Source organism: Streptomyces sp. NPDC005303 (assembly GCF_040607335.1).
Classification (GTDB): Bacteria; Actinomycetota; Actinomycetes; order Streptomycetales; family Streptomycetaceae; genus Streptomyces.
The window spans coordinates 294,945-307,720 of record NZ_JBEXGM010000005.1 but is presented as its reverse complement, the minus strand read 5'-3'; the positions used below and the strand labels follow the sequence as shown (position 1 = coordinate 307,720).

Here is a 12,776-nt window from a genome sequence, read left to right as displayed (position 1 = left end):
GTCAGCCGTTGGCCAGGAGCTCCAGCGTGTCGATCACGCGGTTCGAGAAGCCCCACTCGTTGTCGTACCAGGCGACGACCTTCACATGGCGGCCCTCCACGCGGGTGAGCGCCGAGTCGAAGATCGACGAGGCGGGGTTGCCCGTGATGTCCGAGGAGACCAGCGGGTCCTCCGAGTACTCCAGGACACCTGCCAGGTGCCCTTCGGCCGCGGTGCGATACGCCGCCAGCACGTCCTCGCGGGTCACCTCACGGGAGACGGTCGTGTTCAGCTCGACGATGGAGCCGACCGGAACCGGGACACGGATCGAGTCGCCGGACAGCTTGCCGTCCAGGTTGGGCAGCACGAGGCCGATCGCCTTGGCGGCGCCGGTCGTGGTGGGCACGATGTTGACGCCGGCGGCGCGGGCGCGGCGGGCGTCGCGGTGCGGACCGTCCTGGAGGTTCTGCTCCTGCGTGTAGGCGTGCACGGTCGTCATGAAGCCGTGCTCGATCCCGGCGAGCTCGTCGAGCACCGAGGCGAGGGGCGCGAGCGCGTTGGTCGTGCAGGAGGCGTTGGAGACGATCGTGTGCAGGTCCGGGTCGTAGGCGTCGGTGTTGACCCCGTACGCGAGCGTGACGTCGGCGCCGTCCGAGGGCGCGCTGACGAGGACCTTCTTCGCGCCCGCGTCGAGGTGGGCGCGGGCGGCCTTGGCGGAGGTGAACCGCCCGGTGGCCTCCAGCACGATGTCGACGCCGAGTTCGGCCCAGGGGAGCTGGGCCGGTTCGCGCTCGGCGAGCACGGTGATGCGACGGCCGTCGACGACCAGGGTGTTCCCGTCGACGCTCACCGGGCGGCCGAGGCGGCCGGCCGTGCTGTCGTAGGCGAGCAGCCTGGCGAGAGTGGCGGGTTCGGTGAGGTCATTGACGGCGACGACCTCCAGGGCGCTGTCGCGTTCGAGGAGCGCGCGCAGCACATTGCGTCCGATACGGCCGAATCCGTTGATGGCGATGCGAGTCATGAATGGTGTCCCTTCCCTATGCCCACCAGGCTCGCGCGCGGTCTCCCCCGCTGACAGTGGCGCGATCGCCACGGTTCAAAAGGATCGCGCCAAGCCCGGAAGGCACCTGCCCGAGGGGAGGGACTACTCGCCCCGGGTGAACGTGCGCCGGTACTCGCTCGGCGTCGTCCCGAGGATCCGCTGGAAGTGCGTCCGCAGATTCGCGCCCGTCCCGAGTCCGACGTCGGCGGCGATCTGCTCGACGCTCCGCTCGGAACGCTCCAGCAGCTCGCGTGCCATGTCGATACGGGCGCGCATGACCCACTGCATCGGCGTGTAGCCGGTCTCCTCGACGAAGCGGCGTGAGAACGTGCGCGGCGAGACCGCGGCCTGCCGCGCGAGGAGGTCGAGGGTGAGGGGTTCACCGAGTCGGCGCAGGGCCCATTCCCGGGTGGCGGCGAAGCGCTCGCCGAGCGGCTCGGGCACGCTGCGCGGCACGTACTGTGCCTGACCGCCGCTGCGGTAGGGGGCCGCGACCAGGCGCCGGGCCGCATGGTTGGAGGCGGCCACGCCGAGGTCGCCGCGCAGGACGTGCAGGCACAGGTCGATGCCGGAGGCGGCGCCGGCCGAGGTCAGCACGCTGCCCTCGTCGACGAACAGCACGTTCTCGTCGACGCGGACGAGAGGGTGCTTCGCCGCGAGCGCCCTCGTGTAGTGCCAGTGGGTCGTGGCGCGCCGGCCGTCGAGCAGACCGGTCGCGGCCAGCGCGAAGGCGCCCGTCGAGATGGCGGCCAGCCGCGCGCCCCTGCCGTGGGCGGCGACCAGCGCCTCGACGACGGCCGGCGGTGGATCCTCACGGTCCGGGAACCGGTAGCCCGGGATGAAGACGAGATCCGCCCACGCCAGCGCCTCCAGACCATGGGCGACGTGGTACGACAGCCCGTCCCCACCGCTCACGAGCCCGGGTGCCCCGCCGCACAGCCGCACCTCGTACGGCATGCTCGCGCGCGTGGTGAACACCTGTGCGGGGATGCCGACGTCCAGGGGTTTCGCGCCTTCGAGGACGAGAACGGCGACACGGCGAAGGCGGGAGGCTGACACGGGGACAGGCTACGCAGAGGTCAGGCGTCCTCGACGGTCGCGGCGACGGGCGTGCCGATCTCGACCGTACGGCTGACCGTGCACAGGCGGTCGTGGGAGGTCTTCACCGCGCGGGGCAGGATGGTGCGGGCCCGGTCCGCGCCCTCGCCGTCCGGGAAGGTGACGGTGAAGGTCACGGCGAGGTCGGTCAGCCGGTTGCCGAGTTCGTCGTTGATCTTGTTGCCGCTCACCTCGACCGAGAAGGAGTCGGGCTCGGCGTGGCGGGTGGTGGCGAGGTCGACGTCCACCGCCGTGCAGCCGCCGAGCGCGGCGAGGAGCAGTTCGACCGGGGTGAAGTCGCTGTCGGAGCCGGTGCCGAAGCTGATCGTGCCGCCCCGGGTGTTGGTGGCGACGAAGTGGCCGGTGCTGGTGCGCTCGACGGTGACGGACCGCGCGGAGTTTTCGCTCATGCCGAGGAGACTAGTGCCAGGTGGGGCCCCGGACAGTTCCACCGAAGCCCTCGAGTCACCACTCGCCCTCCAGCGCCTCCGTCAGCCGCGAGACGGCGGCGAGCTCGGGCAGGCCGCGCAGCTTGGCCACGGCCTCACGACTGCCGAACGCGCGCTGCTCGGCGGTCACCGTCGGATCGACCGCGCAACCGGCCTGCACGTACACGTAGTTGAGGTCCGTCGCGAAGAGCATCGAGAAGGGGTCCAAACCCTTGACCACCGCGCGGCCGCCGGCGTCCCGGTAGGCACGTACCACGCGCCGTGCCGCATCGGGGTCGAAGTCGTTGCCACCCGACCACACGTAGACAGCACGGGCCAGTTCACGCTCCGCCGAGACCGGCCCGGCGTTGTCCCAGTCGAGCAGGACCGGTCCTTCCGGGTCGACCAGGACGTTCTGGGGCCGCATGTCGAGATGGGAGGTCACCACGTCATCGGGAGCCGACGGCGAGACATGCCGGGCCAGGTCGACGGCCGTCGTGGCGACGAACCGGCCCAGCTCCCCCGCCCAGGGCAGGCCGGCCCGCTCCACCTTTCCGAGCAGTTCGGCCCAGTCGGAGGCCGGGTTGCAGCGTTCGTACCAGCCGTTCGGTGTCCCGCTCGCGCCCTCCCCCGCCTTGTGCAGGAGGGCGAGCGTACGGCCGCACCAGCTCTGGATCTCCGGGTCCGACGGATCGGCCGCGGTACCGTCGACCCAGTCGTACAGCTTCACCCAGGACCCTTCGGGGAGCCGTACGACATGGGCGCCGGTGCGGTCGGGCATGAGACGGGGCGCGCGGATGCCCAGCGTCCTAGCCGCGTCGAGCAGCGCGTACTCGACGCCGACGTCCGGCTCCTCCTGCTCGAAGAGCAGTTCCTTCACCGCCCACGGCGTGCCGTTCCCGGACAGCTTCCAGATCTGTCCCAGGGCGCCGCGGGTGACGGGCGTCATCGTCCAGTCTCCTGCGCCGAGCCCATAGGCGTCCGCGATGAATTGACCCGGATTTCCCACGCAACTTCCCTTTCTGTACGCCCAGTTGACGAAGCCTGCACAGCGCCCGTCCACACCAGGCGAATCTTCCCGGAACGAACACCGGTGCCGGAGAGGGGACTTGTGGAGCCGTCAGTCCTCTCTCCGGCACCGGCCCGGCGGCGCTAAGCCGTCACACACGGAAGATCTCGAGGAAGCTGCTCCAGAAGCCCTTCTTGGCCGGCCTCTGCGCTGCCGGGGTGGGGGCGGGGACGCGCGCCGCCTGCTGGGGCTGCTGGACGACGGTCGGGCGGGGCGCGGTGGGCACGCCGTACGCCGAGGCCATCCGGGTGGCCGGGGTGGGGCTGAACTGGACGGGGAGGGTGGCCAGGGCACGGTGGAACGGGCCGGGACGCCACTGCAGTTCCTGGGCCGGGACGCTCAGGACCAGGTCGGGCAGCGCGTTGAGGATCAGCTCGATGGCGGTGACCGCGATGACCTGGGCCGGGCTCTTGGCCGGGCAGGCGTGCGGGCCCGCGCCCCAGGCCAGATGGGCGCCGCGGCTGTGGGCCTGGCCCGACGAGGCGAGCGCGGGGTCGCTGTTGGCTCCGGCGAAGCTGATGACCAGGGGGGAGTTCGCCTGAACCACCACTCCGCCGAGGTCGACGTCCTGGAGCGGGAAGTGCGTCGCGTAGTTGGCGATGGGCGGGTTGTTGAGCAGGACGTGGTCGAGGGCGTCCTCGATCTGCATGCTCGGCCCGTCCCCGCCGTCCCGGTCCAGGAGCAGGAGCAGGGAGTTGGCGATGAGGTTGCGCTCGGGCTCCACGCCGGCGCCGATCAGCATCACCAGCTGGTCCTTGAGCTCCTCGTCGCTGAGACCGGCGGGGTGCTGGACCAGCCAGGAGGTGATGTCGTCACCGGGTTCGCGGCGCTTGAGAGAGACCAGCTCCATGAAGCAGGCGGTGAGTTCGTCGCTCGCCTTCAGCGCGTCCTTGCCGTCGAACATGTCCGCCATCGCGCTGGTGACCCGGTCGCCGATGGCGGCGGGACAGCCGAAGAGCTTGTTGATCATCAGCAGCGGCAGCAGCTTGGCGTAGTCGTTGATCAGGTCCGCGCGGCCCCGCTCGCTGAACTGGTCGATGAGGTAGGCGGCGATCGGCTCGACGTCACGGCGGATGCGGGTGACGTTGAGGCGGTCGAGGCTCTCGGTGACCGCCTTGCGCAGCCTGAGGTGCTGGGCGCCGTCGGTGAACAGGCAGTTGGGCCGGTAGGCCATCATCGGCAGGACGGGGCTGTCGAGGGGGACCCGGCCGTCGTTGAGGGCGGTCCAGCGGCGGCCGTCGCGCGCGAAGAGGTTCGGGTTCTGGAGCACGCGCAGGGCCGTCTCGTGACCCACGACCAGGGTGGCGTCGACCCCGGGGGCCAGTTCGACCGGGCCTGCGGGGCCGTGCGCGCGGAGGTATTCGTAGACCTTCTGCGGGTCGGCCGCGAAGGAGCCGTCGTACATGGGGCATCTGGCCGCACCGGTGGCGGCCGTGTCGTGAACGTCCATGTCTGTGTCCTTTGGTGGCCCGGACCGTGCGGCCCGGGCGGGGGGTGGTGGTTCAGGCGGCGCGGTCGAGGAGGTGACGCACGAGGGCGATCAGGGCCCGGGCGGAGGAACGCTGGTCGCGGGCGTCGCAGTAGATGACGGGGGTGTCCGGAAGCAGGTCGAGGGCTTCGCGGATCTCGTCCTCCTCGAAGTGGCTGGTCTGCGAGAAGGTGTTGACGGCGATGGCGTACTCGAGGCCGTACTCGTCGATCAGGTCGATGACCGGGAAGGTCTCCTCCAGCCGGGAGGGGTCGACCAGGAGCAGGGCGCCGAGTGCGCCGCGGGCCATGTCCTCCCACAACTGCATGAAGCGCTGCTGTCCGGGGGTGCCGAACAGGTACAGCACCAGCTCGTCGCTCAGGGTCAGCCGGCCGAAGTCCAGCGCCACGGTGGTGGTCGCCTTCTCCGGTGCCCCGCGCAGGTCGTCGACGTGCATGGACGCCTGGGTCATCTTCTCCTCGGTGCGCAGAGGAGTGATCTCCGACAAGGACCCGATGAAGGTCGTCTTGCCCACGGCGAAGTGTCCGACCACCAGGATCTTCGCGGCGGTGGTCACGTCGGCGGAGACGTAGATGGAGCCGTTCGCCCCGGGGTCAGCCGATGTTGAGGGTTTCGAGTCCATGCAGAACCTTCTCGAGTATCGCTCGGGGAACGTGCTGGGCGGGGGCCGGTTCAGCGCGGCGCAGGAGGTGCCCCTGCTCGAATAAATCGGACAGCAGAAGTCGGGCCACGCCGACGGGCAGTCCCAGATGCCCGGCGACCTCGGCGACCGACAGGTAGCCGCCCGAACACAGCTCCCAGATGGCCCGTACCTCGGGTCCGGCCCCGAGGGGCAGGGTCCGGTCGGGGGCCAGGCACACCAGGGTGTGCAGGGCCAGGTCGTCGTCGGAGGGGAGACGACGGCCGCCCGTGATGACGTAGGAGCGGACGAAGTCGCTGGTTACCGGAGCGTCCTCGCCTGGCCAGGTCATGCGTCTACGCCGGTGTGCTGGCGCGGCGTGGCGCTCATCGCCTTGGTCAGCGCGCCCACGGTCTTCTGCATCCGGATCGACATGGCCTCCATGTCGACGTCCAGGGCGGTCGAGACGGCGAGGTAGGAACCGCTGCCCCCGGCGATGAGGAAGATCCATCCGCCGTCGAACTCGATCAGTGTCTGCTTCCAGAGACCCTTGCCGCCGCCCACGAAGGGGGCGACGCTGCGGCACAGGGACTGCAGGGAGCTCATCGCGGCGGCGTTCCGCTCCGCGTCGTCACGGACGATGCCGTCGGACCGCTGCATCAGCAGGCCGTCCGCCGAGACGAGGATGGCGTGCCGGGCTCCGCGTACCTCGAGCACGTCGTTCAGCACCCACGACAGGTCGGGATTCACTGGTTCTGAGGTCCTTCCGTGTTGTCTGAGTCCCGCCCGAGCAGGGTTCCGCGAGCGAATGCCTTGAGCCGTGAGGCGGTCTCCTCGCCGGCCGCGTCCAGGTCGGGGACGTCCGCGCTGGGCGAGGCGACCACGGACACGGCGCCGTTGCGGCGGCGACGGCGCTTGGGCAGGCCTCCGGCCGTCTGTCCGACGACGAGGGAGGCGACCGGGGTCGGTTTCGCCGCCGCGGGCTCGCCCTCGTGCTCGTCGAGTTCGATGGGCGCGGGTGCGGGCACGTCCGCCGTCAGGAGGTTCTCGGGCACCCGGATCACGGCACGCACGCCTCCGTAGGGGGAGACCGCGTCGACCGAGACGTGGAATCCGTAGTGGGCGGCGAGCTTCCCGGAGAGGGCGAAGCCGAACTTGGGCGGGTCGCCGAGGCTCGTGATGTCCACGGAACCGCCGCTGGTCAGCAGGGACGCGGCGCGGGCCTTGGTCTCCTGGTCCATACCGAGACCGGCGTCGTCGACGATCAGGCAGATCCCGGTGGGGACGGCCTGGATGTTGATCTCGACGGGGGTGCCGGGGGCGCTGTACTTGGTGGCGTTGTCCAGCAGTTCGGCCAGGACCATGGCGACCGGTTCGACCGCCCGGCTGGTGATCGCGACGCTCGCCTGCGAGTGGACCTTGACCCGCTCGAAGTCGCGGATCCGCCCCTGGGCGCTGCGGGCGACGTCGTAGACCGAGGCGTCCCGGTCACGTCGGCCGAGCCAGCCGCCGCAGAGCACCGAGATGCCCTTGGTACGGCGGCTGAACTGGCTGCCGGTGTGGTCGACCAGCATCAGGTCGGCGAGGACCGCGTGGTCGTCGCCGTACTTCTGCTGGAGTCCGTCGAGCAGGGACAGCTGCTCCTCTGCGAGGGTGGCCAGGGTACCGACGGCCGACTTCAGCGTCGCCTTGGTCGCCGACTCGGCGTCCTTGCGCACCTCTTCCAGATCCGCGGCGTGCCGGGCGCTCACCGACGAGTAGGTCGTCTGGAGCTCGGCGAGCTGACCTCGCACACTCGCCATGTCGCCGTGCAGTTTGTTGTTGTTCGCGCGGAGCTGGATGTTGGTTCTCCGTGCGCGCATCACTGCGAAAACCGCAGCGATGAGTACCACGAGCAGGACCCACAGGAGTGGATCTTCGAACAATGACGTCATGAGACTCTCTTCAAGTCGCCTCGCGTCGGGAGACTGACCATGCATGGGCCCCCGGAAATGCCCGCCACTGTGCGGCGCGGACGTTACCGGCGGACCAACCGTCACTCCTTCACGATGGGGCCGTTTTGGCTGTCCCCCGTACGCGCGTATGACGCGTCATCAGCCTACTGAAAAGTGTAATGATCTTATCAGTAGCCCCATAGTCAACAGGCTTACCAGGCGCCACACTTGACGACTCTCCACAAAGATCCCGCAAAGGCCTCATCGGCACCGGTCAGCGGTCCACGCCCACACCGGATACGGGTCCGAGGCCGACAGGGCGACGCCGGCCGGCAGGCACGCAAGGGCGATGGACGTCGCGGTGGTGTCCGCACGGGGATGCCCGGTTCCGGCCCCTCGTCCATGATCAACAGGCGCACCCTACCAAGGCCGGGAGAACGCTTCCTCCCCGCTCGCGGAAAACTCGTTTGCGACCGCCGCACCCCGCCCCGGACCCTTGCCCCCATGCCCTATCTCCTGCGCGCTGCCGCGCCCACCGACGCGCCGGCCGTCACCGAGTTGCTCAACGAGATCGACCGGATCGAGATCGGGCAGCCCGAGACCGATCTGCACACGGTGGAGTCCGACCTCGAGAACCCCGAGACCGACCTCGACCGCGACTCCTGGCTGGCCTTCGACGGACCGCGCCTGGTGGCGTACGCACTGGTGTGGGACGACTCGAAGGGTGAGCGCATCGACGCCGACCACTACGTGCTGCCCGACCACCAGGAGGCCGGTGAACTCCTCCTGGAGGCGGCCGAGTCCAGGGCCCTGGAGAAGGCCCGGGCGAACGGCGCCTCGAAGGCCGTACTCCATCTGCACCTCAACTCGGCGCCCACAACCGACCTCGCGCTGATACGGGCGCGCGGCTGGTCGGTCGTACGCCGCTACCACGTGCTGGAGCGGGCGCTGCGGGCCACCGAGGACCTGGCCCCGGTGCCGCCCGCAGGCGTGCGGGTGCGGGCATGCGCCGACGAAGCGGACCGGAAGCAGACGCACGCCCTCTACCAGGCCTCCTTCGCCGAGCACTTCGACTTCCAGCCGCGCCCGTCCGAGCAGTGGCTGCACGACATCCACGCCGACCGGCTCGACTGGTCCCTGGTATGGCTGGTCTCCACCGAGGACCTCGGGGACGTCGGATTCCTGATCGCCCGCGACGACCGCGAGGCCATGGGGTGGATCCGCAGCGTCGGAGTCGTCCGCGAGGCCCGCGGCCGGGGCCTCGGAGGGCTGTTGCTGCGTCAGGCCTTCGCGGCGTTCACGGCCCGGGGCCGGGACACCGTGGGGCTCGGCGTGGACACCGAGAACGCCACCGGGGCCCCCGCGTTGTACGCGCGCCACGGAATGTCGGTGCATTACGCCGTGGACACCTGGGAAATCGTGGTGAGTTGAATTCTCAATGGGCTTCGGAGACCAGTGTCAATTCCTGCCGCTCAGCAATGCGCAGACGAATTTCTCCTGAACGGCACGCAATTTCCGGAGCCCTTCCGCGTCGGCGGAACGGGTGATCGGGGCGGTGACCGAGAAGGCCGGTGAACGGTGGCCGTCGGGTCTCGTACCGGAGGACGGCGCAGAAGGTCGTCGTACGGCGTGGGGGTCGGCCCGCAGCTCGTTGATGAACCCGTCGCTCCGGGAGTGGTCCGGCAGACCACTCGTGTGGTCGATGAGATGACGGAGCGTCACCGATAGCCATATGTCAGGGTGTTGGGAAGTCGTTTGCCCACCGTGGCGTCCAGGCCCAGGGCACGGTGGTCGACCAGGGTGAGGGCCACCGCCCCGGCCGTCGTCGGGGACGGTGCCGTGAGGCAGGGGTGCGGACGCCATGGCCGGTCGAGCGTCACCGCGCCCACGGTCCCCCGCTTCCCGTGCTGCTGTCCACGTACCGGTGGCAGGGCCACGCAGCGGTACCGTGAATTCGCCCCGCCGGGGTCAGCGGTCGCCGTTGTTCAGCTCGGTTTCCACGTACAACGGCATCTCCCGAGACGGCCGCCGAGGGTACGGTCCGAATTCGGTTTCCCGGATCCAGAATGACCACGTCGATGTCGAGGTGGCATGTCGGCCACATGGCTGTCCGCCGGTGGAGCCGTGCGGCGGACAGCCACCCCTGCTTCTCGCTCGTGCCGCCGGTGTCACATCGAGCGGCGGCTGGTGCGTCGTAGGAGAACGAAGCCGGAGATCAGAAGGAGCGCACCGAGTGCGGCGGGCCACAGCTGGGCGCCGGTCTCGGCGAGACTGCCCTGGTTGCCCTGCGGTTCGGGCTGTGCGGCGACCGGGGGTTGGGCGACGGCACCGGGGACGTCGGTGGCGGTGTCGTCCGAGGGACTGGGCTGAGTTGCCTGGTCGTTGTCGCTTCCGTTGCCGTTGCCGTTGGCGTTCCCGGCCTCGGCCGAAGAGGCGGTCGTGCTGCGGATGGTGGGTGAGCTGTAGGTCTTGGGCTCGTTGTCGGCGGGGGCGGTGGTCTGGTCGCCTGCGGGTGCTTCGGCGGTCTGCGTCGGCTGCGGCTCGTTGCCGTTGCCGTTGCCGTTGCCGTTGCCGGGGGTGTCCTCGGAGCCGTTGCCGTTGCCGTTACCCGGGTCCTGGCCGGCGCCGGGGTCCGGGGCGGATCCGCCACCGTTGCCGTTGTCGCCGCCACCGTTGTCGCCGTTGCCGTTGCCGTTGCCGTTGTCGTTGCCGCCGCCGTTGCCCGGGTCGTCCTGGCCCGTGCCCGCGCCGCACTTACGGCCGTCGTTGATGCAGCCGACCATCTCGTTCATCAGGTTCTCGTCGAAGACGTTGATGAAGTCGCCGTGGTCCGTGACGGGCTTGTGGAGCTGCTCCGGGAACGAGTCGACCGCGAACAGCGGAGTCGTACGGCCGCCGTCGTTCAGGCTCGGCGCGTCGACGTCGTAGACGATCCGCTGGACCAGCTGCGGAATGGCCTCGAAGCCGTCCGGGCAGGTGCCGTCGTTCCGGGCGAACGCCACGTGGGTGCGGTGGTTGGCGCTGTCGATGTTGCGCCCGTCCCAACAGCTCTGGAACTTGAAGGTGCGCACCACGTCACTGCCCTGCGGGCACAGCGGGTACTTGTCCTTCAGCTGCCGGTCCTCGAACCCGGTGCAACTCCAGGACGCGTTGGCGTTGGCGGTGCCGTTGACGAAGGCCTTGGCGTCGCCGGTGATGATGCGCAGCAGCCGCGGCATCGCGGTGACCTTGCTGCGGGGGTTGCCCACGAACGTCAGCGTCACCTCCTTCGGCGTGACGATCTTGCCGGCGTTGCCCTCGATGCCGCCGCCGGGCTTGTCGGCGTCCTGTTCCTGCGTTCCGTTCTGGAGCCGGATCACAGGCCAGTAGTACGTGGACTTGTCGCCCTGGTCGGCACAGCTCGTCTGGGCGTTCGCCAGGTCCTGGTCGCTCGCGAAAGCGGTGTTGGACTGGTTTCCGACGTAGTCGTGGAAGTGGTGGGCACCGTTGGAGACACCCGGGGCGACGATGACGTTGTCCGAGTTGAACAGACCGTTCGCGTTCACACCGCAGCTGGTGACGAAGGTGCCGCGGGAGGCGTCGCCCTGAGCCGGCGGCGCCTGTGCGGCGGGCGGAGCGCTGTTGATGTCGGCGTAGTCCGCGGCGACGGGGCCGTTGCCCGCCTGCCCGCCGTTGCCCTGCTGACCGCCCTGGTCCTGACCGTCGCCCTGCTGACCCGCCTGGTCCTGGCCGTTGCCCTGCTGGTCTCCCTGATCCTGACCGTCGCCCTGGCCGTCGCCCTGCTGCTGGTCCTGACCGTCGCCGTTCTCGTTCTCGGTCTCGCGCAGGGTGCAGTCGGCCATGTCACCGAGGCCGTCCGGCTGCTCTCCCGTGCGTTCGAGCGCGGCGCTGATGCGTTGGATCGTGGCGGCGCGGTTCTCCTGGAGCGGGTCGACGATACGACTCTGAGCGGACTCGCGGTCCTGCACCGACGGGTCCTGGAGCTGCTGGTAGGCCTCGGCTATCTGCTGGTCCAGCAGGCCGAGTTCCTTGTCGACGTCCGCCCTCGCCCCGTCCGGGACGCTGGTGAGCGCGTCCCCGACGTCCGGGCAGTCGATCGTCACGGCTCCCCATGACGTCTGTTGCGGTGTGCCGCTCTCCGTGGCGGAGGCGTACACATTCGCCGCGACCAAGCCACCACCCCCGAGCATCAGGGCCACTGCGGCGAAGGTCGCACGTCGTGCGCCGGTCGGTCGTCTGCGATTGCTGCGTCCCACGGAAGTACTCCTGCGCGTGTCGGCTCTCCGGGCATGCAAATCCCCCGCCCCATACGGACGGCGGGCCCCTCGTGTTCAAGCACCTCGGAAATTCACAGCACTCTCATACGGAACTCCGGGTTCCATCACCCTCTCCCGAACCTCTGTGCAGGGAAAACGAGGTGACTCGCACACATCTGCACCCCTACGGTTCTCGTCATGAACAGCACGGGCACCGGGCGCCCCCTGAACGTCGTGGACGTCGAAGCCACTTGCTGGCCCGGCTCCCCTCCCCCGGGCGCGGTCGGCGAGATCATCGAGATCGGGCTGACGGTGGTCGACCTGTCGACCGCCGAGCGGGTCGAACGACACCGGATCCTGGTGCGTCCCGCCCGGTCCGAAGTCAGCGCCTTCTGCACGGAGTTGACCGGCCTCACCCAGGACGAGGTCGACGGGGGGCTGTCGTTCGGGGAGGCCTGCCGCCTGCTCGCCGCCGAGCATGCCTCCGGTGCGCGCCCGTGGGCGAGTTGGGGTGACTACGACCGTCATCAGTTCACCCGGCAGTGCGGGGCCACGAGGACGCCGTATCCCTTCGGTAGCCGCCACACCAACGCCAAGGCGGTCTTCACCGAGGCGCACGGCCTGCGCAAGCGCCCCGGCATGGCGCAGGCCCTCGGGATCGCCGGGCTGCCCCTCGAAGGACGGCATCATCGCGGCGAGGACGACGCGTGGAACATCGCGGCCCTCGTGCTGCATCTGGCGGGGCGGGGCGGGTGGCCCTCGGAATGAGGGAGCACGTCACCGAGTCGGACGACGGCACCCTCGTCGTGGCCGCAGCAGATCATCCGGTCCGGCCGCCTTCTCGTCTGCAGAACTCAGTCTC

13 protein-coding genes are annotated in these 12,776 nt (G+C 69.7%); 2 read left to right on the top strand and 11 right to left on the bottom strand.

Annotated features, from left to right (window positions below; genetic code table 11):
- Position 1 precedes the first annotated feature (1 nt).
- From gap to ABZT93_RS11180, 9 genes are all read right to left on the bottom strand, one after another.
- Positions 2 to 1,000: a type I glyceraldehyde-3-phosphate dehydrogenase gene (gene gap / locus ABZT93_RS11220; RefSeq protein ID WP_356102124.1), complete on the bottom strand. Its 999-nt coding sequence runs from the start codon at positions 998 to 1,000 to the stop codon at positions 2 to 4.
- A gap of 123 nt (positions 1,001 to 1,123) precedes the next feature.
- Positions 1,124 to 2,080: a helix-turn-helix domain-containing protein gene (locus ABZT93_RS11215; protein WP_356102121.1), complete on the bottom strand. Its 957-nt coding sequence runs from the start codon at positions 2,078 to 2,080 to the stop codon at positions 1,124 to 1,126.
- Between the two features lie 20 nt (positions 2,081 to 2,100).
- The gene (locus ABZT93_RS11210) at positions 2,101 to 2,529 is read right to left on the bottom strand and encodes an OsmC family protein (protein ID WP_356102118.1); all 429 of its coding nucleotides are present in this window, start codon (positions 2,527 to 2,529) and stop codon (positions 2,101 to 2,103) included.
- 55 nt (positions 2,530 to 2,584) lie between these two features.
- Positions 2,585 to 3,496, bottom strand: a complete 912-nt coding sequence (locus ABZT93_RS11205) for a phosphotransferase (protein WP_356102115.1) — start codon at positions 3,494 to 3,496, stop codon at positions 2,585 to 2,587.
- A 211-nt stretch (positions 3,497 to 3,707) separates the two neighbouring features.
- On the bottom strand, positions 3,708 to 5,066 hold the full coding sequence (locus ABZT93_RS11200) for a cytochrome P450 (RefSeq protein ID WP_356102112.1): 1,359 nt from the start codon (positions 5,064 to 5,066) through the stop codon (positions 3,708 to 3,710).
- 52 nt (positions 5,067 to 5,118) lie between these two features.
- Entirely contained in the window at positions 5,119 to 5,727 is a 609-nt protein-coding gene (locus tag ABZT93_RS11195; protein WP_007386763.1) for an ATP/GTP-binding protein, read from the bottom strand.
- Positions 5,699 to 6,076, bottom strand: a complete 378-nt coding sequence (locus ABZT93_RS11190; RefSeq protein ID WP_007386762.1) for a DUF742 domain-containing protein — start codon at positions 6,074 to 6,076, stop codon at positions 5,699 to 5,701. The genes ABZT93_RS11195 and ABZT93_RS11190 overlap by 29 nt, the downstream gene beginning before the upstream one ends.
- Positions 6,073 to 6,474: a roadblock/LC7 domain-containing protein gene (locus ABZT93_RS11185; protein ID WP_053853026.1), complete on the bottom strand. Its 402-nt coding sequence runs from the start codon at positions 6,472 to 6,474 to the stop codon at positions 6,073 to 6,075. Before ABZT93_RS11185 ends, ABZT93_RS11190 begins: the two co-directional genes overlap by 4 nt.
- The gene (locus ABZT93_RS11180; protein WP_356102109.1) at positions 6,471 to 7,658 is read right to left on the bottom strand and encodes an ATP-binding protein; all 1,188 of its coding nucleotides are present in this window, start codon (positions 7,656 to 7,658) and stop codon (positions 6,471 to 6,473) included. The genes ABZT93_RS11185 and ABZT93_RS11180 overlap by 4 nt, the downstream gene beginning before the upstream one ends.
- A 504-nt stretch (positions 7,659 to 8,162) precedes the next feature.
- On the opposite strand from ABZT93_RS11180, the gene ABZT93_RS11175 reads away from it, so the two are divergent.
- Positions 8,163 to 9,089, top strand: coding sequence for a GNAT family N-acetyltransferase (locus ABZT93_RS11175; protein WP_356102106.1), 927 nt, complete (start codon positions 8,163 to 8,165; stop codon positions 9,087 to 9,089).
- Positions 9,090 to 9,376: 287 nt separating this feature from the next.
- Here the strand turns inward: ABZT93_RS11175 and ABZT93_RS11170 are convergent, their stop codons facing one another.
- Together ABZT93_RS11170 and ABZT93_RS11165 are read right to left on the bottom strand one after the other, a co-directional pair.
- Entirely contained in the window at positions 9,377 to 9,595 is a 219-nt protein-coding gene (locus ABZT93_RS11170) for a hypothetical protein (RefSeq protein WP_356102104.1), read from the bottom strand.
- A 231-nt stretch (positions 9,596 to 9,826) separates the two neighbouring features.
- Positions 9,827 to 11,848: a DUF1996 domain-containing protein gene (locus ABZT93_RS11165; RefSeq protein WP_356102236.1), complete on the bottom strand. Its 2,022-nt coding sequence runs from the start codon at positions 11,846 to 11,848 to the stop codon at positions 9,827 to 9,829.
- A gap of 264 nt (positions 11,849 to 12,112) precedes the next feature.
- Here ABZT93_RS11165 and ABZT93_RS11160 point away from each other — a divergent pair, with 264 nt between their 5' ends.
- On the top strand, positions 12,113 to 12,682 hold the full coding sequence (locus ABZT93_RS11160; RefSeq protein WP_356102103.1) for a 3'-5' exonuclease: 570 nt from the start codon (positions 12,113 to 12,115) through the stop codon (positions 12,680 to 12,682).
- Positions 12,683 to 12,776 lie beyond the last annotated feature (94 nt).